This is a genomic window from Arthrobacter sp. HY1533 (assembly GCF_027568515.1).
Classification (GTDB): domain Bacteria; phylum Actinomycetota; class Actinomycetes; order Actinomycetales; family Micrococcaceae; genus Specibacter.
This window is the reverse complement of sequence record NZ_JANKZF010000037.1, coordinates 1-17,504: the sequence shown is the minus strand read 5'-3', so window position 1 is coordinate 17,504 and position 17,504 is coordinate 1. Positions and strand designations below refer to the sequence as shown.

Below are 17,504 nucleotides of genomic sequence, written 5' to 3'. Positions count from 1 at the left end.
CTCGGGTGCTATTTGCTTGGGGGACCGCATCGACGCAACACGGAGGGCACCATGACTGAAAACAACGCTGGAAACCCGATCGAAGAAGCTGCAGGCCAGGCTGGCGAGGCCGGTGCCGATGCACTGGCACAGGCCAAGGACTTCGCAGCCGACGCTGCCGAGAAGGCCAAGGATGTGGCCGCCGATGCCGCCGAGAAGGCCAAGGACTTCGCCGGTGATGCAACGGAGAACATCAAGGAGTTCGCCGGTGACGCCACGGAGAACATCAAAGAGTTCGCCGAGGACGCGGTTGAGAACGTGAAGGAATTCGCCGGCGACGCCGTGGAGCACGCCAAGGGCCTCGGCGCCAAGATCGCCGGAATCTTCAAGCACGACAAGTAGCAGGGCACCCGCTGGCAGCGGGCATAAGAACCACCAGGACCGCGGGGTGTTGGGGCTTGAAAATATTTCAAGCCCCAACAGGCGGCGGGGGGTTTGGGTGTTAATAAATAACAGACACCCCCAAACACCCCGCGGTCCCTTGTTTAAGCCGAATTTGCGCACCTGTGTGCGTGCAGTGCCCTGAAAAACCGCCGCCCATCCTCCTGAAACAAAAGGGTAACAAATTGGTGTAAGCGCTTGCACTATTGCACTTTGACTAATTAGTGTGAGCTACACCACTCGCCGCGACACGTTGAACTGTGCGCTGCAAATCAAATTTTCACCCTAGGAGTACGAGCATGGGAATCAAGATTTCAAGGATGTACGTGCCGATGGCAGCTGCCGCGACGCTTGCGCTGGCGCTGACTGCATGTGGCGGCGGAACCGGTGGCGGAGGTGGAGGCGGAGCTGCCTCTGAAAACCTGGATTCCCGCGGGCCCATCACCTACGTCCAGGGCAAGGACAACTCGGATGTGATCCGGCCCCTGGTGGACAAATGGAACGCGGCCCACCCGGACGAGAAGGTCACCTTCAACGAGCAGTCCGACAAGGCCGACCAGCAGCACGACGACCTGGTCCAGCGATTCCAGGCCAAGAACGGCGACTACGACGTTGCCAGCGTTGACGTGGTGTGGACGGCAGAGTTCGCAGCCAAGGGCTGGCTTCAGCCGCTGAAGGACAAGATGGCCGTTGACACCACCGGGTTCCTGCCGGCAACCGTGGCGGCCGCAACCTACAAGGACACCCTGTACGCAGCCCCGCAGACCTCCGACGGCGGCATCCTGTACTACCGCAAGGACCTGGTTCCCACCCCGCCCAAGACCTGGGACGAGATGATGGGAATGTGCCCCATCGCCAAGGCAAAGGGCATCGACTGCTACGCCGGGCAGATGGCCCAGTACGAGGGCCTGACAGTGAACGTTGCCGAGGCCATCAACACCGCCGGCGGGACCGTCGTGGACAAGGATGGCAAGGCAACTGTTGACACCGCCGACGCCAAGGCCGGGTTGAACAACCTGGTGCAGGCCTACAAGGATGGCAACATTCCCAAGCAGGCCGTGACGTACCAGGAAGAGCAGGGCCGGGCTTCCTTCCAGGACGGGAAGCTGATGTTCCTGCGCAATTGGCCGTACGTGTACAACCTGGCCAAGACAGATGGCTCCTCCAAGGTCAAGGACACCTTTGGCATTGCGCCGCTGCCCGGCAAGACCGGCCCCGGCGCATCCTCTTTGGGTGGGCACAGCCTGGCCGTCAGTGTTGATTCCAAGCACAAGGCCACGGCCAAGGACTTTGTGGCCTTCATGACCAGTGCAGAAACCCAGAAGTTCTATGCAACACAGGGATCCCTGGCTCCGGTGACGGAAAGCCTCTACACCGACGCCGCCCTGGTGGAGAAGCTGCCCTACCTGCCCGTTCTGCTGACCTCCATCCAGAACGCTGTGCCGCGTCCCGTCACACCCTTCTACCCGGCGGTTACGCTGGCCATCCAGCAAAACAGCTTTGCTGCCATCAGCGGCACCAAGAGTGTTGACCAGGCCATGACTGACATGCAGGCGGCCATCAATGCTGCCGGGGCAAAGTAGCGCCTCAACAGTGAGCGTGCGGCGTTCGCGGCAGTGGATAACCACGCCGGGAACGCCGCAGCGCCTGCCCTCGCATCACCGCTAGCGTGATGCCACACAGAGCCGTGGTGAAAGGAAAGCAGCATGTCAACACAACTTGAACCGGGTGCACTGCCCGGTCGAAAAACAGCCCGCAAGGGTGGTGAGAACAAGGAAGTCGGTGCGGACCGCAAGGAAAAGACGCAGGGCCGTGCGGCAGCGTTGCTGGTTGCCCCCACCCTGATTGTGCTGGCCATAGTGATTCTGTACCCAGTACTCAATGCCATTTACATGTCCTTCCAACAGGACGAGGGCCTGGACCCCGTGACCGGCAGCTTTGTGGCCGGGGGTTTTGCCGGCTTTGCCAACTACATCCACTGGCTGTTCCAGCAGTGCGACACCCCCGCTGGCGCGGCCAGCTGCCCGCCCGGAACTCTGGGTGCCCAGTTCTGGAGCGCCACAGGAGTCACCTTCTTCTTCACGGCAGTCACAGTCTTCTTTGAAACCCTCCTGGGATTCTGGATGGCAGTGATCATGGCCCGCACCTTCCGCGGCCGCAGCGTGCTGCGGGCCGCAGTGCTGGTCCCATGGGCCATCCCCACGGCCGTCACCGCCAAGCTCTGGTTCTTCATCTTCGCCTTTGACGGCATCGCCAACACCTTGTTCAACACGGAGATCCTGTGGACCGGCAGCCAAGGTCCCGCCCAGGCGGCCATCATCATTGCCGATGTTTGGAAGACAACGCCCTTCATGGCGTTGCTCATCCTGGCCGGTCTGCAGATGATCCCCGCCGAGGTGTACGAGGCGGCCAAGGTGGACGGGGCATCCGCCTGGCAGCGATTCCGCCTCATCACGCTTCCGCTGGTCAAGCCGGCGCTCATGGTGGCCATCTTGTTCCGTGTCCTGGATGCCCTGCGCATGTACGATTTGCCGGCCATCATGACCGGCGGCGCCAACGGCACCACAACACTGTCCATCCTGGTGGTGAACCAGATTCGCGTCGGCTTCAATTCCGCCGCGGCCCTGTCCACCATCACCTTCCTGATCATCTTCATCGTGGCGTTCATCTTCGTGCGGTTCCTCGGAGCCAACGCCGTTGAATCCGCCAGCGGCGGAGCGAAGGGGAAAATCAAATGAGCACCACCACCTCTACCGTGAAGTCCCACACCGCAGCCGCTAAATCGGTGGCCAGGCGCCGGGAGAACTGGTCAAGCACCCGCACCTACATCAGTGCTGCCGTCATCGTGATCTGGTGCCTGCTGCCCTTCTACTGGATGATTGTCACGGCCTTCCGCGATGTTGGCTACACCTTTGATTCCACCCCGTTCTTCACCCACGTCACCTGGGACAACTTCGCCACGGCGTTTTCCTCCCAGCTGGGCAACCACCTTGACAGGGCGTTGCTGAACTCCCTGTTCATCTCCGGGGTGACCACAATTGTTGCCCTGCTGTTCGGCGTCTTCGCCGCATACGCACTGGCCCGGCTGAACTTTCGCGGCAAGTTTATGGTGCTGGGCGTGGTTCTTGGTGCTTCGATGTTCCCAGGCGTCGCAATTGTGACCCCGCTGTTCCAGCTGTTTGGCAACGTTGGCTGGAATGGCACGTACCAGGCGTTGATCATTCCCAACATCTCATTTGTGCTGCCGCTGACGGTCTACACCCTGACGTCCTTCTTCCGGGAAATGCCGTGGGAACTGGAGGAGGCGGCCCGCATTGACGGGTGCACCCAGGGGCAGGCGTTCCGGCGGATCATCATGCCGCTGGCCGCTCCGGCGGTATTCACCACAGCAATCCTTGCCTTCATCGCATCCTGGAACGAGTACTTGATTGCAAGCATTCTCTCCAACAAGGACACGCAAACAGTTACTGTTGCCATCGCCAATTTTGCCGGCTCCCAACCACACCAGGAACCGTACACGGCAGTCATGGCAGCAGGCACGGTGGTCACCATTCCACTGGTGATCCTGGTGTTGATCTTCCAGCGCAAGATCGTGGCCGGGCTGACAGCCGGGGCGGTGAAGTAGGCCATGGCGCACAAGGACAACGAGTCCAACGGACTGCACATCCCCACCAGCAGGCAAAAGAGTGCCGAGGACTTTGACATCATCATCGGCTTCCTCGGTTTCTGGGCTGTGGTCCTGTTTGGCGTGACGGTCTGGATGGAGGTCACGGGACAGCCGGCACTCATGTGGGCGCTAGGATTGTTGCTGGTTTGCGCGGGCCTGTGGGGCATGGTCCGGCTGCGCCGCAGGCTCCCTGCCAGGCGGGGCAGGCGACAAAACTAAAGCAAGCGGACTGGGGCCGGGGAAACCGCGAAAGGGGCAGGCGTGAAGGTCAGCATTGACGACGTGGCAGCACGCGCGGAGGTTTCCACGGCCACAGTGTCACGGGCATTGCGGGGACTGCCCAAGGTCAACCCCGCCACCCGTGCCCGGGTGCTGGCAGTGGCCCAGGAAATGGGCTACGTCCCCTCACCCTCGGCAAGCAGGCTGGCCACCGGGCGCACCAAGACGGTGGGTGTCCTGGTGCCCTATGTGGACCGCTGGTATTTTGGGCACGCCATCGAGGGCGTGGACCAGGTGCTGCGCGAACACGGCTACAACCTGCTGCTGTTCAGCCTGGGCGGATACCTGCACGGGCGCAAGCGCAGCTTCACCGAAAGCATGGTGCGAAAGCACATTGACGCCCTGCTGGTCTTCTCACTGGGCCTCTCGGACGAGGAGCTGCTCCAGTTGCAGCGCACAGAAATCCCGCTGATGTCGGTGGGTGGCCCCGTGGACGGCTGCACCGGCGTGTACATCGACGACATGGCTGCGGCAGCGACTGCCACGGAGCACCTGATCGGGCTGGGCCACACCCGGATCGGCTACCTGCACGGCGGGGTGGAGGACGAACGCAACTTCAGGGTCCCGGCCTTGCGCACGGTGTCCTTTGAAAATGTCATGGGGCGTGCCGGGCTGGAGCTGCGGCCCGAATGGATGGTGTCCGGCGACTTCACCGTGGCCGACGGTGTGCGGGCCGCCGCCAGCATTTTTGATCTGCCTGGCGAGAAGCCCACAGCTCTTTTTTGCAGCTCGGACGAGATGGCGCTGGGGGCCATGTTTGAGGCACAGCGCCGGGGCATCCAGATTCCCCGGGACTTGTCCATCATCGGCATTGACGACCACGATTTTTCCGCCCCGGCCGGCCTCTCCACGGTTGCACAGCAACCACTGGAGCACGGCCGGGCGGCGGCCAGCATGGTGCTGGCCGAGCTGGCCGGGACGCCCGGTGCGGTCCAGGAACGGGTCATGCCCTTTGAGCTCATCCTGCGCAACAGCACCGCGCCCCTGCTGTGACGGCCAGCCTCAGCTGGCCCGGGCGAGCTGCCTGATGGGCATCCAGCGGTTGGCCAGCCTGCGGTAGGCCGCGGCCGCGCCCGTGAAGTCCCCTTCGGCCAGGCAGGCCAAGCCCATGTGGACGTCGGCGGGGGAGTCGTCGGGGTGGACCCTGTTGGCCACGGGGCCGTAGTCAAGCTCCACGACGCCATCACCGTCGAAGCCGGACAACCAGCGGCCCAGGTCTTCGAGCTCGGTGAACAAGTCAAGGTCCGGTGCCATGCGGGCAAGCATCAGCAGCGTCCGCTCGGCCCTGCCCACGGCAACGGAGAGCGGGACCTGGATGCGCACGGTGAGGATGCGGCCGCCGGATTCCACCACCTCCATGCGGTCGTTGGCATAGACCAGGGTGAACCAGCTAAAGGGGACGCCCCACGTGGACGTGCGGGTCTGCAACGGCAGGTCCAGCTGGGGTGCGGTTGTGGCACGTTCCAGGTCCTCGGCCCAGCGTTCCGCGGGAAGAATCAGGGTTGCCAGCGGTTCCATGAGGCCGGAGAGCAGCTCGGCGGCTCCGGCTATGGACCGCGCCACCACTTGGTTGGGGGCGTACAAAAGAGGTTCGTCGGCATCCATTTGGAGCACCCGCACCCGGTCCCCGGCCAACAACGGCAGCGGATTGGGGCGCGGCCGTCCCACCCTGCCCAGGGAATCGGCCAGTTCGGAGGCGTCAACGCTCACGGCGTTCTGCCCGGGTTCCATCCGCCGTTCCAGGTAGCTGAACTCGGTGTCCGTGTAGGCCTCGCGGGGCAGGTAGATGCGCAGGCTGGAGACAAAGGGGAGTTGCACCCCGCCCAAATACAGCCCGGAAGCCATGGCTCAGTCCAGTTCCACGATGACAGGGGCGTGGTCGGAGGCGCCCTTGCCCTTGCGTTCCTCGCGGTCGATCGAGGCGCCGGTGACACGAGCGGCCAGTGCGGGCGATGCCAGCACAAAGTCAATGCGCATGCCTTCCTTCTTGGGGAAGCGCAGCTGGGTGTAGTCCCAGTAGGTGTAAACGCCGGGGCCCGGGTGCAAGGGACGGACGACGTCGGCAAATCCGGCGGTCTCAAACGCCGAGAACGCTGCCCGCTCGGGTGCGCTGACGTGGGTGAGACCCTGCTCAATGAAGAAATCGATGTCCCACACGTCATCGTCCTGCGGGGCGATGTTCCAGTCGCCCATGAGGGCAATCTGTGCCTGCGGATCTTCCGCGAGCCAGCCGGTGGCCTGGTTCTTCAGCTCGTCCAGCCACTGCAATTTGTAGGGCATGTGCTCGTCATCAAGCGCGCGTCCGTTGGGCACGTACAGGCTCCAGATGCGCACGCCGTTGCACGTGGCGGCGATGGCGCGGGCCTCCTGGACAGGGTCCTTGCCGCCCTTGCCGAAGGCGGGCTGGCCGGAAAACGTGCGTTCCACGTCCTCAAGGCCCACGCGGGAGGCAATGGCAACGCCGTTCCACTGGCTCAGGCCAAAGTGGGCCACCTCGTAGCCGTTGTTTTCAAAGAGCTCCCAGGGGAAGTTCTCGTCCTTGCACTTGGTTTCCTGGATGGCCAGAACGTCGGCGTCGGTGCGGCGCAGCCAGTCCTCCACACGGTCGGCACGGGCACGCAGCGAGTTCACATTCCAGGTAGCAATCTTCACGTAACCAAGCTATCAAGTTCTGGCGCCCCGGGGTGCCCCGGGCGGCACGCGAACTGCCAGGTTCCCCGAAACTGCCCGCCCCTCCCCGACGCGGCATCACTTAATGGCCATTTTTCGGCAACGCTGCATCTGCTGATGCTGCCTTTTCCCGAACGCTCCCGCACCTGTCCCCTGAAGGTGACGGCCCGCCGTCGTGCGGCCTGACTGTGGGGAAGTCAGCGCCACCAGTTGTCGAGCAGGGTCACGGGCGTGGTGCGCTTGTGGCGGCTTTGCAGGTAGCGGCGCTCAATGGATGCCGCGGCCGTCTCGGGGATGGCTTTGCCCTCGAGGTAGTCGTCAATGTTGTCGTAGCTGATGCCGAGCTCGTCCTCGTCGGTGCGGCCGGGGACGCCGTCCAGGAGATCGGCTGTGGGCACCTTGGCCCAGAGCTGTTCCGGGGCGCCCAGGTGCTTGAGGAGTTCGCGGTTCTGGCGCTTGTTCAGGGTGAACAGCGGAAGGATGTCGGCCCCGCCGTCGCCAAACTTCGTAAAGAAACCTGTCACGGACTCGGCGGCATGGTCGGTGCCGATGACCAGCAGGTTGTCATGGCCGGCCAGGGCGTACTGGGCGATCATGCGGCTGCGGGCCTTGATGTTGCCCTTGTTGAAGTCGCTGACGCTTTCCGTGGCGGTCTTGGCGAACTCGGCCTCGAAGCCGTCAACGGCCGGGGCGATGTTGAACGTCCACTCCGTCTTGGCGGAAATGAACTCGAGGGCCTTCTGGGCGTCGGCCTCGTCGTGCTGGACGCCGTAGGGCAGCCGGACGGCAATGAAGTTGGCCTCGACCCCTTCGGCCGCCAGCTCCTGAACGGCCAGCTGCGCCAGCCGGCCCGCCAGGCTTGAGTCGAGCCCGCCGCTGATGCCCAGCACAAATCCCTTGGTGCCGGTGGCCTTGAGGTAGTCCTTCAGGAACTGGACGCGGCGGGCAACCTCCGCGGCCGGGTCGATCCTGGGCTGGACGCCGAGTTCTGCAATGATCTGAGCCTGTAGTTCGCGCATGAGCCAAGCGTAGCGTCCGAGGGGCCCCCGACGAGCGAAGCCGTAATCTCCGAGGGGCCATACACGCTGGCGGCCACGGCATGGGGTGTCCGGGTGCGCCATTAGAATGGATGCCATGACCCAGACTCTCGCCGCTGACCGCGCCCGCCTGCTCGAACTCGTCAAGGAACTCGCCGTTGTCCGCGGCAAGGTGACTCTCTCCTCCGGCAAGGAGGCCGACTACTACATCGACCTGCGCCGCATTACGCTCCACCACGAGGCCTCCCGCCTCGCCGGCCGCGTCATGCTGGCCATGCTGGACGACGCCGGCATTGAGTTTGAGACCGCCGGCGGCCTGACCATGGGTGCAGACCCCGTCGGAACGGCCCTGATGCATGCAGCAGGCGATGCCGGCCGCGCCATCGATGCCTTCGTGGTCCGCAAGGCACAGAAGTCCTACGGCATGGGCCGCCAGGTGGAAGGCCCGGGCGTTGACGGCCGCAAGGTGGTTGTCCTGGAAGACACCTCCACCACGGGCGGCTCGGCCCTGACCGCCGTCGAGGGCGTGCTCAAGGCAGGCGGCAACATCCAGGCCGTGGCCGTGATCGTTGACCGCGACACCGGCGCCAAGGAGCGCATCGAGGCCGAGGCCAACGTCCCGTACCTGTTCATCTTCGGCAAGGACGAACTCGGCCTGGAGTAAGCATTTCGGCGGGCCCGCTCCGACGCGTGGGCCCACCACGGCTCCGGCTAGACCGCGAGCGTGATGGCGTGGATCTCGTCGGCGGCGTGGCCCGTGCGTTCATGGACGCGCAGCACGGCCTCGGCCGACGGGGCCTCCGACAGGCAGAAAACCTTGCCGGTCTCAGGGTCGGCCCAGGCGTTCTTGAACACCACGTTTTCCTCGCCTTGGGCCTGCAGGTCGGCCTCGTGGGCGGCCCGCAGGTCCTCGGCCGAAATGCCCTTCATGTGGTTGTGGACGTCCATGAACTCAGGCATGGCGCACTTCCTTAGGTCTTGAACTGGCCCGCAGGGTTTGCGGGCGGCGGTTCAACTATAGGTTCGAGATTTCGGCAGCAACAGCAGTACGGGCGCGTAACTTGTGCGCAGGGCCCGGACAACATGAAAGGACCGTTTTGGCCAAGCTTTACTTCCGCCATGGCGCCATGAACTCGGGCAAGTCCACAGGACTGCTGCAGGCTGCGTTCAACTACGAGGAACGCGGCCAGCGGGTGCTCCTGGCCAAGCCCGGCGTGGACACCAAGGGCGAGAATTCCATCGTTTCCCGGCTCGGTGTGAGCCGCGAAGTGGACTTTGTCATCCCCCCGGGCTCAGACGTCCGCGAACTTTTCGCCCGGCAGGCCTTGGGCGATGACCCCGACGCCCTGCTGGAGCACGTGGACATGGCACCCGTGGCCTGCCTGCTCGTGGACGAGGCCCAGTTCCTGGACCCCGAGCAGGTGGACGGGCTGTTCCGGATCGCTGTCCTGGACGGCGTGCCCGTCCTGGCGTATGGCCTGCGCACCGACTTCCGCACCCGCGCCTTCCCCGGCGCCGCCCGGTTGATGGAAATCTCGCACTCCCTGGAGGAACTGAAGACCATCTGCCGCTGCGGCCGCAAGGCCATGTTCAACACGCGGCGCGTGGGCAGCGAGATCACGTTCGACGGCGACCAGGTCGCCATCGAGGGTGCCGACGTCTGGTACGAGTCGCTCTGCGGCAACTGCTACCTGGAGGCATCAGGGGGCCGGCTCGGCTCCTGAGCGGCCCGGTCCCGCCTGTCTGTCAGGCCGCCAGGATCCGCTGGAACATGACGTGGTCCTGCCAGCGCCCGGCAATCTTCAAGTACTCGGGCGCAAGGCCGTAGCGGGTGAAGCCGTTCTTCTCTAACACCCTTTGCGAGGGTCCGTTGTGGACCAGGGTCTCGGCCTGCAGGCGGTGCAGGCCAAGAGTTCCTGAGGCGAGCTCCACGGCGTCGGCCACCGCGGCGCTGGCCAGGCCAGCGCCGTTCTGCCCCTCGGCAACCCAGTAGCCAAGCACCGCCGATTCCAGGGCGCCGCGGACAATGCCGTTGATGTTCAGCCGCCCGGCAATGCCGCCTGAGCTGTTGACGATGACCAGCGGAACCATGGTTCCGTCGGAGTGGGCTCCGAGCACTGTTCGGGCGATCTCAAGCTGCTTGGCTTCGGTGAAGAACTCATCCCCGCGCACGGGATCCCACGGCGCCAGGAATTGACGGTTTGCCGCGAGGAGTTCAGTCAGTTCCCCGACGTCCGAGAGCTCGAGCAGCCGCGTTGTGGTTCCCATGGACTGGCCGCCGGCGCTACAGGTGCTCGAGCAGGTCCGCCACCGAGTTCAGGGCCTGGTTGGGCCGGAACGGGTAGGCGTCAATGTCTTGCGGCTGGGTGATGCCGCTGAACACCAGGACCGTGTGAAGCCCGGCCTCCATGCCGGCGATGATGTCGGTGTCCATGCGGTCGCCGATCATGGCCGTGGTCTCCGAGTGGGCCTCGATCCGGTTCATGGCCGAACGGAACATCATGGGATTGGGCTTGCCCACAATGTAGGGCTCGCGCCCCGTGGCCTTGGTGATCAGGGCCGCAACGGCGCCTGTTGCGGGCAGCGGGCCCTCGCGGGAGGGTCCGGTGGCGTCCGGGTTGGTGCAGATGAACCGCGCGCCGTCGCCAATGAGGCGGATGGCCTGGGTGATGGCCTCGAAGGAGTAGCTGCGGGTCTCGCCCAGCACCACGTAGTCCGGGTTCTGGTCGGTGAGGATGAAGCCGGCCTCGTGCAGCGCCGTGGTCAATCCTGCCTCGCCAATGACAAAGGCGCGCCCGTTGGGCATCTGGGACTTCAGGAACTGGGCCGTTGCCAGGGCCGAGGTCCACAGGTTCTCCTCCGGCACCTCAAGGCCGGAGGCCTTCAGCCGGGCCGCCAGGTCGCGGGGCGTGAAGATTGAGTTGTTGGTCAGGACCAGGAAGCGCTTGGACGTGTCCACCCAGCGCTGGATCAGCTCGGCGGCCCCGGGCACGGCCTTGTTTTCATGGACAAGGACGCCGTCCATGTCGGTGAGCCAGCATTCAATGTCTGCGGGTTGGCGTGCGGCTTGCAGGGTCATGGATTCTCCTTGGCGTTGCAGGGTCTTGGGCTCCAGTCTTGCAGAGAACCGCCCGATGCGCCGTTGCGTGGGCCATATGCGTAAAGTTGAGCGGTGAGCAAAACCCAGGAAAACCCCGCAGCAGAGGCCCCCGAACACCCGGAACTCCACCACGAGGTGGGCGTCGGGCCGTGGGAGGGCGAGCTGCCCGAGGGCAACCACTGGGACCCCGAACTGCTGGCCAACGGCGACCGCCGCAACGTCCTGGACGAATACCGCTACTGGACCATGGAAGCCATTGTGGCCGAGCTGGACACGCGCCGCCACGACTTCCACGTTGCCATTGAAAACTGGCAGCACGACATGAACATTGGCACCGTGGTGCGCACCGCCAACGCCTTCCTGGCCAAGGAGGTCCACATCATCGGACGACGGCGGTGGAACAAGCGCGGCGCCATGGTCACCGACCGCTACCAGCACGTCCGCCACCACGCAACGGTTGAGGAGTTTGTGGCCTGGGCGCGCGGCGAGGGCCTGGCGATCATCGGCATCGACATCTTCCCCGACTCCGAGCAGCTGGAAACGTACGAGCTGCCCCGCAACTGTGTGTTTGTGTTTGGCCAGGAAGGCCCCGGGCTCAGCGACGAGGTCCACGCGGCCGCGGAAACCACGCTGTCCATTGAACAGTTCGGCTCCACCCGCTCCATCAACGCCGCATCGGCCGCGGGCATCGCCATGCACGCCTGGATCCGACGGCACGTGTTCAACCAAACCGTCGGGTAGTGACGCACGCTCAGGGAGAGGCGGAAGGTGCGCCGAAAAGCGGTGGCCAGGGCCGGCGTCGTGCTTGGAAAAGGTCCAGAATCCGGGCTGTGGCTTCATCTTCTTCGACACTGTGAGCGCAATCGCTAAGATGGGGAGAGCCATGCGGGAGGCCGGCCTGTTGCCAGCCTCTTAGTACCGTTCAGCCCATAGGAGCTCTCAATGCCCATTGCAACACCGGACAAGTATGCCGAAATGATCGACCGCGCCAAGGCTGGCGGCTTCGCCTACCCGGCGGTCAACGTGACGTCATCCCAGACGCTCAATGCAACCCTTCAGGGCTTCGCCGACGCCGGCACCGACGGCATCATCCAGGTTTCCACCGGTGGCGCAGCCTACTGGTCAGGCGCCAGCGTCAAGGACATGGTTGCCGGTTCCCTGGGCTTCGCAGCATTCGCACGTGAAGTTGCCAAGAACTACCCCATCAACGTGGCCCTGCACACGGACCACTGCCCCAAGGACAAGCTGGATGGCTTTGTGTTGCCCCTGCTGGAAGCTTCCGAGCGTGAAGTAGCCGCCGGCCGCGACCCCATCTTCAACTCGCACATGTGGGACGGTTCCGCCGAGACCCTCGAAGAAAACCTGCGCATTGGCCGTGAACTGCTGGCCCGCACCCACGCTGCCAAGATGATCCTTGAGGTTGAGATTGGTGCTGTTGGCGGCGAGGAAGACGGCGTGGAGAACGCCATCAACGACAAGCTGTACTCCACCATTGAAGACGGCCTGGCCACTGTTGAAGCACTGGGTTCCGGCGAGAACGGCCGCTACATCACGGCCCTGACCTTCGGCAACGTGCATGGCGTCTACAAGGCCGGCAACGTCAAGCTGCGCCCGGAGATCCTGAAGGAAATCCAGGCAGCCGTTGGCGCCAAGGTTGGCAAGGCCAGCCCGTTCGACCTGGTCTTCCACGGCGGCTCCGGCTCCTCCGACCAGGAAATTGCCGACGCCGTTGCCTACGGTGTCATCAAGATGAACATCGACACGGACACGCAGTACGCGTACACCCGCCCCGTGGTGGACCACATGTTCACCAACTACAACGGAGTCCTGAAGGTTGACGGCGAAGTCGGCAACAAGAAGACCTACGATCCCCGCGTCTGGGGCGCCTCGGCCGAAAAGGGCCTGGCAGCACGCGTTGTTGAAGCTGCCGCGCAGCTCGGCTCCGCAGGCAAGACGTTCAAGTAACATGAGCGACGAATTCCGCCGGAACCTCCTCGGCCCGGAGCCCACGCTGCTCCCGGCCGAGGAGGACGTGCTGGCACGCCTGGCTGCCGGGGACGAGGCCGTTGACCTCGCCGCCGTGCATCCGACGTCCTCGCTCCTGTGGGCGATCTTGGCCGATGAAGCCTACGCGGAAGGCCGGACCATCGAGTCCTACGCCTACGCCCGCACGGGCTACCACCGCGGCCTGGACGCACTTCGCCGCAATGGCTGGCGCGGAACGGGCCCGGTCCCGTACTCGCATGAGGGGAACCGCGGTTTCCTGCGTGCGCTGTACGCCCTGGGCCGCGCGGCACGCTCCATTGCCGAGGTTGATGAGGCACAGCGGATCGCTACGTTCCTGAACGACTCCGACCCGTTGGCAACCGCCGCGATCGAAGCCGCCCTGGAGCTTTTCCTAAGGGCACGGCGTTTGCGCTTAAGGCTGGTGTTACACCACCCGCCTTAAGCGCAAACGCCGTCCTTTTTTGTGCCTGGCCGCGGGACATCCGGGGCTCGACGGCAGGGCCACCGTCCGGCATGATGTGCAGATGGAGAAATTGATCCCGTCGCCGTCCGCCACGGCCGCTTTTGAGGCGCTTGCCGCCGACGTTGCCCAAGCCGGGGTGAGCGTGGGCAAGATGTTTGGCGCCACCTCGCTCATGGTGGGAAGCAAGGCGCTGGGCTGCCTGCACGGGGACGGTGTGGCCTTCAAGCTGGGCCGCGACACTCCCGGGCATGCCGCGGCGCTCGCCCTGCCCGGGGCGGCGCTCTTTGACCCGTCGGGCATGGGCCGGCCGTTCAAGGACTGGGTTGTTGTGCCGCTGGCGTCCTCCGGGATGTGGCCGCAACTGGCCGAAGCCGCTTTGGCTGCCCACGACGCCTGACGCCCTGACACCTGGCGTACGCCGGGCCTAGCCTTCAGCGCCGGCGTGGACCTTGCTGGACGCGGCAGCCACGACGAACGAGCCCACCAGGCCAATGAACAAGAACACGGCCGCGGCGAGCACCGAGGCGCTGATGGCCTGGGCAAAACCGTCGGAGAGGGCGCTGGCAACGGCGGGCCCGGCGTCGCCCAATGGGCCGGTGGTTCCCAGTTGCTCCAGTTGGGGAACCACGCCGCCGGCCGTATCGCGCAATTGGCCGGCCAGGGTGCCGGCCTGGGTTGTCGAAATTCCCGGAACATTCCCCAGCAGCTCAGTGGCCCGCGTGACCGCGAAGTGCGCCAGCACGCTGCCCATGATGGCCGAACCCAGGGCGGCGCCCAGTTGCCGGACCGTACTTTGAGTGGCTGAACCCTGCCCGGACACGGCGGTGGGAATATCGGCCAGGACCGTGCCGGTCAGCTGCGCCGAGGCGAGGCCCAGGCCCAGCCCGTAGACCACCAGGAGCGCGGCAATGAGCCAGATCGAGGTGTTGGAAGTGATGAACAGGCCAAGTGCCAGCACGCCGGCGGCTTCCAGTGCGAGTCCCGAGATGACGACCTTTGGCGGGCCCATCCGGGCTGCCAGGTGCCTGGCCGAGGCTCCGGAGAAGAACGCTCCCAGGGCCATGGCGGCCAGCACAAATCCGGCGTAGAGCGTGCCCAGGCCCAGGACGTTGATGAGGTAAAGGGGCAGGACCAGCAGAAGGCCAAACTCGCCGATGGCCACCGTGGCGGCCACCGCATTGCCCCAGGAAAAAGTGCGGACCTTGAACAGCGACAGGTCCAAGATCGCGGAGCGGCCAATGCGCGCACGCCGCCGCTCCCACAGCACAAAGCCCAGAAGCAGCACGATGCCGGCGCCCAGTGTGAGCGGGACAGCGGAGATGGCCGCGTCGGCCGGCCAGGTGATGGGCCCCAGCACCAGTTCGCCCTTGGGCTGCCACCAGCCGAGGGTGGGTCCCTCGATCAGGGCAAAAACAAACAAGCCAAAGCCGGATGCACTGAGCAGCAGGCCCGGCACGTCCAGGCCGGCGGCGTGATGCGGGGACCGGGTTTCAGGCACAAAGAGCACGGCGCCCACCAGCACCGCCAAGCCAAGGGGGATGTTCACAATGAAGATCCACTGCCAGGCAAAGGAGGAAGTCAGCCAGCCGCCCAGCAGCGGCCCGATGGCAGCCATGCCGGAGATGACGGCGCCCCAGATGGCAAACGCCGTGGTCCGGTCCTTGCCGAAGAAGGTGGAGTTGACGCTTGAGAGCGTTGCCGGAAGCACCGCCGCACCGCCAACACCCTGCAGGACACGGCTGAGAATCAGTCCGCTGGCATCGTGCGACAGGGCCGCGAAGATGCTGCCCGCCATGAACAGCACGACGCCGGCAATGAACAGTTTTCTGCGCCCCAGCCTGTCACCCAGGCGACCACTGGTCAGCAGCAGTGCGGCCAGGACCACCGAGTAGAGGCTGTTGACCCACTGGGCTTCGTTGAGGTCCAGGTGGAGGTCCTCAATGATCGTGGGCAGGGATACACCCACAATGGTGCCGTCGATGACGATCATGGACAGGCCCGCCGCCAGGACGCCCAGCCCCGCCCACTTGTTGCGGGACGGTCCAGCTGCCCTGGCACTGTTCGTTAGCTGCATGACTTCACACTATGCCTGCTACAAACCAATTGGAATCAACCATCCGGATGATCCCCACGCCCTCGTCCAAATCCCCTGCACCGACCCTGCAGATCATGACGCTTTGAATTTTCAATGCGTCGTTATCTGCCGTCTCGGCGGCGGGAATGGCGTGCGGGAGTGTCCACACAGTGTGGCCAATGTGCGCCGTGGTGGGCACTTCCGGTAAACTTAGTGGGTAAGACCCCCTTGTCCATTCGCCGGCCCGCAGCAATTGCAGGGCTGGGCGGTGGTTTCCAAGGGGCATTTTCGTGCCCGGACGCTGTACGGCGGAACCTCTGCCGGAATCCGCAGCGCCCGGCTCAACTTATGAGCAAGGGGGAGGGTCCCATGCCAGCAATCGTAATCGTCGGCGCCCAGTGGGGTGACGAAGGAAAAGGCAAGGCCACAGATCTTTTGGGTGGTTTGGTCGACTATGTAGTGAAGCCCAACGGCGGCAACAACGCCGGGCACACAGTAGTTGTAGGCGGTGAGAAGTATGAGCTCAAGCTCCTTCCTGCCGGCATTCTGAGCCCCAACGCAACACCCATCATCGGCAACGGCTGCGTGGTGAACCTGGAGGCATTGTTCGAGGAAATCGAGGGCCTGCAGGCCCGCGGCGCGGACACATCCAAGCTGCGCATTTCCGCCAACGCCCACCTGGTGGCCCCGTACCACCAGGTGCTGGACAAGGTCACGGAGCGCTTCCTGGGCAGCCGTGCCATCGGCACCACGGGCCGCGGCATTGGCCCGGCCTACATGGACAAGGTGGCCCGCCTGGGCATCCGCGTCCAGGACCTCTTCGACGAGTCCATCCTGCGCCAGAAGGTGGAAGGATCGCTCAAGCAGAAGAACCAGCTTCTCGTGAAGGTGTACAACCGCCGCGACGTGGAGGTTGAGGAAGTCGTTGAGTACTTCCTCAGCTTTGCCGAGCGCGTGCGCCCCATGGTCATTGACGCAACGTTCGTGCTGAACGAGGCCCTGGACCGCGGCGAAGTGGTGCTCATGGAAGGCGGCCAGGCCACGTTCCTGGACGTTGACCACGGCACCTACCCGTTCGTGACCTCCTCGAACCCCACAGCAGGCGGCGCCTCGGTTGGCTCGGGCATCGGCCCCACCCGCATCACCCGTTCCGTGGGCATCATCAAGGCCTACACCACGCGTGTTGGCGCCGGCCCGTTCCCCACGGAACTCTTCGACGAGATGGGCATCTACCTGCAGAAGACCGGCGGCGAATTCGGTGTCAACACCGGCCGCCCCCGCCGCTGCGGCTGGTACGACGCCGTCCTGGCCCGCCACGCCTCGCGCGTCAACGGCTTCACGGACTACTTCGTCACCAAGCTTGATGTCCTCACCGGCATCGAGTCCATCCCGGTCTGCGTTGCCTACGACGTTGACGGGGTGCGCCATGACGAAATGCCCATGACGCAGACCGATTTCCACCACGCGAAGCCCATCTTCGAGTACTTCCCGGGCTGGACCGAGGACATCACCACGGCCCGCACCCTGGAGGACCTGCCGGAGAACGCGCGCAACTACGTGCTGGCTCTCGAGGGCATGTCCGGCACCAGGCTCTCCGCCATCGGCGTTGGCCCTGCCCGCGACCAGACAATCGTGCGCTACGACCTGATCAACGACTAGTTGTACTTGGCCATGAGGTTGGTGACGCTCGGGTCTTGAAAAAAGGGGGAGCCTCCGGGCTTAGTGGAGTTGTCTAATCCTTCACGGTCCGGAGGTTCCCATGTCCCACGCTAATGCCAGACTCACCT

20 protein-coding genes are annotated in these 17,504 nt (G+C 64.5%); 13 read left to right on the top strand and 7 right to left on the bottom strand.

The window, feature by feature from the left end; all coding sequences use genetic code 11:
• Positions 1-51: 51 nt before the first annotated feature.
• The 6 genes from PCK14_RS17990 to PCK14_RS17965 all read left to right on the top strand — a co-directional run bounded on the left by PCK14_RS17990 (position 52) and on the right by PCK14_RS17965 (position 5,359).
• The gene (locus tag PCK14_RS17990; RefSeq protein WP_269939899.1) at positions 52-381 is read left to right on the top strand and encodes a hypothetical protein; all 330 of its coding nucleotides are present in this window, start codon (positions 52-54) and stop codon (positions 379-381) included.
• 338 nt (positions 382-719) lie between these two features.
• Entirely contained in the window at positions 720-2,003 is a 1,284-nt protein-coding gene (locus tag PCK14_RS17985; protein WP_269939898.1) for an ABC transporter substrate-binding protein, read from the top strand.
• A gap of 123 nt (positions 2,004-2,126) precedes the next feature.
• Complete coding sequence (locus PCK14_RS17980) at positions 2,127-3,158, top strand: carbohydrate ABC transporter permease (RefSeq protein ID WP_269939897.1); 1,032 nt, start codon at positions 2,127-2,129, stop codon at positions 3,156-3,158.
• Entirely contained in the window at positions 3,155-4,045 is an 891-nt protein-coding gene (locus PCK14_RS17975; protein WP_269939896.1) for a carbohydrate ABC transporter permease, read from the top strand. The genes PCK14_RS17980 and PCK14_RS17975 overlap by 4 nt, the downstream gene beginning before the upstream one ends.
• Positions 4,046-4,048: 3 nt before the next feature.
• Entirely contained in the window at positions 4,049-4,306 is a 258-nt protein-coding gene (locus tag PCK14_RS17970) for a hypothetical protein (protein ID WP_269939895.1), read from the top strand.
• Between the two features lie 42 nt (positions 4,307-4,348).
• Positions 4,349-5,359, top strand: a complete 1,011-nt coding sequence (locus PCK14_RS17965; RefSeq protein ID WP_269939894.1) for a LacI family DNA-binding transcriptional regulator — start codon at positions 4,349-4,351, stop codon at positions 5,357-5,359.
• A gap of 9 nt (positions 5,360-5,368) precedes the next feature.
• Here PCK14_RS17965 and PCK14_RS17960 read toward each other — a convergent pair whose 3' ends face one another.
• The 3 genes from PCK14_RS17960 to nadE all read right to left on the bottom strand — a co-directional run bounded on the left by PCK14_RS17960 (position 5,369) and on the right by nadE (position 8,055).
• Positions 5,369-6,211 carry a hypothetical protein gene (locus PCK14_RS17960; protein ID WP_269939893.1) on the bottom strand — a complete coding sequence of 281 codons (843 nt, stop codon included), beginning with the start codon at positions 6,209-6,211 and terminating at the stop codon, positions 5,369-5,371.
• A 3-nt stretch (positions 6,212-6,214) separates the two neighbouring features.
• The gene (locus PCK14_RS17955; protein WP_269939892.1) at positions 6,215-7,018 is read right to left on the bottom strand and encodes an exodeoxyribonuclease III; all 804 of its coding nucleotides are present in this window, start codon (positions 7,016-7,018) and stop codon (positions 6,215-6,217) included.
• 215 nt (positions 7,019-7,233) lie between these two features.
• The gene (gene nadE / locus PCK14_RS17950; protein ID WP_269939891.1) at positions 7,234-8,055 is read right to left on the bottom strand and encodes an ammonia-dependent NAD(+) synthetase; all 822 of its coding nucleotides are present in this window, start codon (positions 8,053-8,055) and stop codon (positions 7,234-7,236) included.
• Positions 8,056-8,170: 115 nt separating this feature from the next.
• Between nadE and pyrE the strand changes: the two genes are divergently transcribed.
• Positions 8,171-8,737 (top strand): orotate phosphoribosyltransferase, encoded by a 567-nt coding sequence (gene pyrE / locus PCK14_RS17945; RefSeq protein WP_269939890.1) that lies wholly within the window; start codon positions 8,171-8,173, stop codon positions 8,735-8,737.
• A gap of 47 nt (positions 8,738-8,784) precedes the next feature.
• Here pyrE and PCK14_RS17940 read toward each other — a convergent pair whose 3' ends face one another.
• Positions 8,785-9,033 (bottom strand): SCO4226 family nickel-binding protein, encoded by a 249-nt coding sequence (locus PCK14_RS17940; RefSeq protein ID WP_269939889.1) that lies wholly within the window; start codon positions 9,031-9,033, stop codon positions 8,785-8,787.
• Positions 9,034-9,170: 137 nt separating this feature from the next.
• Between PCK14_RS17940 and PCK14_RS17935 the strand changes: the two genes are divergently transcribed.
• Positions 9,171-9,797 carry a thymidine kinase gene (locus tag PCK14_RS17935; protein ID WP_269939888.1) on the top strand — a complete coding sequence of 209 codons (627 nt, stop codon included), beginning with the start codon at positions 9,171-9,173 and terminating at the stop codon, positions 9,795-9,797.
• 22 nt (positions 9,798-9,819) lie between these two features.
• Here the strand turns inward: PCK14_RS17935 and PCK14_RS17930 are convergent, their stop codons facing one another.
• Both PCK14_RS17930 and PCK14_RS17925 read right to left on the bottom strand, forming a co-directional pair.
• A complete protein-coding gene (locus tag PCK14_RS17930; RefSeq protein ID WP_269939887.1) occupies positions 9,820-10,341 on the bottom strand; it encodes a GNAT family N-acetyltransferase in 522 nt (173 codons plus the stop codon).
• Positions 10,342-10,357: 16 nt separating this feature from the next.
• Positions 10,358-11,152: an HAD-IIA family hydrolase gene (locus tag PCK14_RS17925; protein WP_269939886.1), complete on the bottom strand. Its 795-nt coding sequence runs from the start codon at positions 11,150-11,152 to the stop codon at positions 10,358-10,360.
• Positions 11,153-11,245: 93 nt separating this feature from the next.
• Here PCK14_RS17925 and PCK14_RS17920 point away from each other — a divergent pair, with 93 nt between their 5' ends.
• The 4 genes from PCK14_RS17920 to PCK14_RS17905 all read left to right on the top strand — a co-directional run bounded on the left by PCK14_RS17920 (position 11,246) and on the right by PCK14_RS17905 (position 14,040).
• Positions 11,246-11,914 (top strand): TrmH family RNA methyltransferase, encoded by a 669-nt coding sequence (locus PCK14_RS17920; protein WP_269939885.1) that lies wholly within the window; start codon positions 11,246-11,248, stop codon positions 11,912-11,914.
• A 201-nt stretch (positions 11,915-12,115) separates the two neighbouring features.
• Entirely contained in the window at positions 12,116-13,138 is a 1,023-nt protein-coding gene (fbaA, locus tag PCK14_RS17915; RefSeq protein ID WP_269939884.1) for a class II fructose-bisphosphate aldolase, read from the top strand.
• A 1-nt stretch (position 13,139) separates the two neighbouring features.
• Positions 13,140-13,622, top strand: coding sequence for a DUF3151 domain-containing protein (locus PCK14_RS17910; RefSeq protein ID WP_269939883.1), 483 nt, complete (start codon positions 13,140-13,142; stop codon positions 13,620-13,622).
• A gap of 82 nt (positions 13,623-13,704) precedes the next feature.
• Entirely contained in the window at positions 13,705-14,040 is a 336-nt protein-coding gene (locus tag PCK14_RS17905) for a hypothetical protein (RefSeq protein ID WP_269939882.1), read from the top strand.
• A 27-nt stretch (positions 14,041-14,067) separates the two neighbouring features.
• On the opposite strand, the gene PCK14_RS17900 is transcribed toward PCK14_RS17905, so the two are convergent.
• Positions 14,068-15,717 carry a DHA2 family efflux MFS transporter permease subunit gene (locus tag PCK14_RS17900; protein WP_269939881.1) on the bottom strand — a complete coding sequence of 550 codons (1,650 nt, stop codon included), beginning with the start codon at positions 15,715-15,717 and terminating at the stop codon, positions 14,068-14,070.
• 369 nt (positions 15,718-16,086) lie between these two features.
• Between PCK14_RS17900 and PCK14_RS17895 the strand changes: the two genes are divergently transcribed.
• Positions 16,087-17,376: an adenylosuccinate synthase gene (locus PCK14_RS17895; RefSeq protein ID WP_269939880.1), complete on the top strand. Its 1,290-nt coding sequence runs from the start codon at positions 16,087-16,089 to the stop codon at positions 17,374-17,376.
• Positions 17,377-17,504: the final 128 nt, after the last annotated feature.

What these genes read in the sequence shown, in the direction of transcription:
- nadE (WP_269939891.1), bottom strand. Translation starts at nt 8,055, where the DNA reads ATGCGCGAACTACAGGCTCAGATCATTGCAGAACTCGGCGTCCAGCCC.
- PCK14_RS17985 (WP_269939898.1), top strand. Translation starts at nt 720, where the DNA reads ATGGGAATCAAGATTTCAAGGATGTACGTGCCGATGGCAGCTGCCGCG.
- fbaA (WP_269939884.1), top strand. Translation starts at nt 12,116, where the DNA reads ATGCCCATTGCAACACCGGACAAGTATGCCGAAATGATCGACCGCGCC.
- PCK14_RS17905 (WP_269939882.1), top strand. Translation starts at nt 13,705, where the DNA reads ATGGAGAAATTGATCCCGTCGCCGTCCGCCACGGCCGCTTTTGAGGCG.
- PCK14_RS17940 (WP_269939889.1), bottom strand. Translation starts at nt 9,033, where the DNA reads ATGCCTGAGTTCATGGACGTCCACAACCACATGAAGGGCATTTCGGCC.
- PCK14_RS17900 (WP_269939881.1), bottom strand. Translation starts at nt 15,717, where the DNA reads ATGCAGCTAACGAACAGTGCCAGGGCAGCTGGACCGTCCCGCAACAAG.
- PCK14_RS17910 (WP_269939883.1), top strand. Translation starts at nt 13,140, where the DNA reads ATGAGCGACGAATTCCGCCGGAACCTCCTCGGCCCGGAGCCCACGCTG.
- PCK14_RS17960 (WP_269939893.1), bottom strand. Translation starts at nt 6,211, where the DNA reads ATGGCTTCCGGGCTGTATTTGGGCGGGGTGCAACTCCCCTTTGTCTCC.
- PCK14_RS17895 (WP_269939880.1), top strand. Translation starts at nt 16,087, where the DNA reads ATGCCAGCAATCGTAATCGTCGGCGCCCAGTGGGGTGACGAAGGAAAA.
- pyrE (WP_269939890.1), top strand. Translation starts at nt 8,171, where the DNA reads ATGACCCAGACTCTCGCCGCTGACCGCGCCCGCCTGCTCGAACTCGTC.
- PCK14_RS17925 (WP_269939886.1), bottom strand. Translation starts at nt 11,152, where the DNA reads ATGACCCTGCAAGCCGCACGCCAACCCGCAGACATTGAATGCTGGCTC.
- PCK14_RS17970 (WP_269939895.1), top strand. Translation starts at nt 4,049, where the DNA reads ATGGCGCACAAGGACAACGAGTCCAACGGACTGCACATCCCCACCAGC.
- PCK14_RS17975 (WP_269939896.1), top strand. Translation starts at nt 3,155, where the DNA reads ATGAGCACCACCACCTCTACCGTGAAGTCCCACACCGCAGCCGCTAAA.
- PCK14_RS17990 (WP_269939899.1), top strand. Translation starts at nt 52, where the DNA reads ATGACTGAAAACAACGCTGGAAACCCGATCGAAGAAGCTGCAGGCCAG.
- PCK14_RS17930 (WP_269939887.1), bottom strand. Translation starts at nt 10,341, where the DNA reads ATGGGAACCACAACGCGGCTGCTCGAGCTCTCGGACGTCGGGGAACTG.
- PCK14_RS17980 (WP_269939897.1), top strand. Translation starts at nt 2,127, where the DNA reads ATGTCAACACAACTTGAACCGGGTGCACTGCCCGGTCGAAAAACAGCC.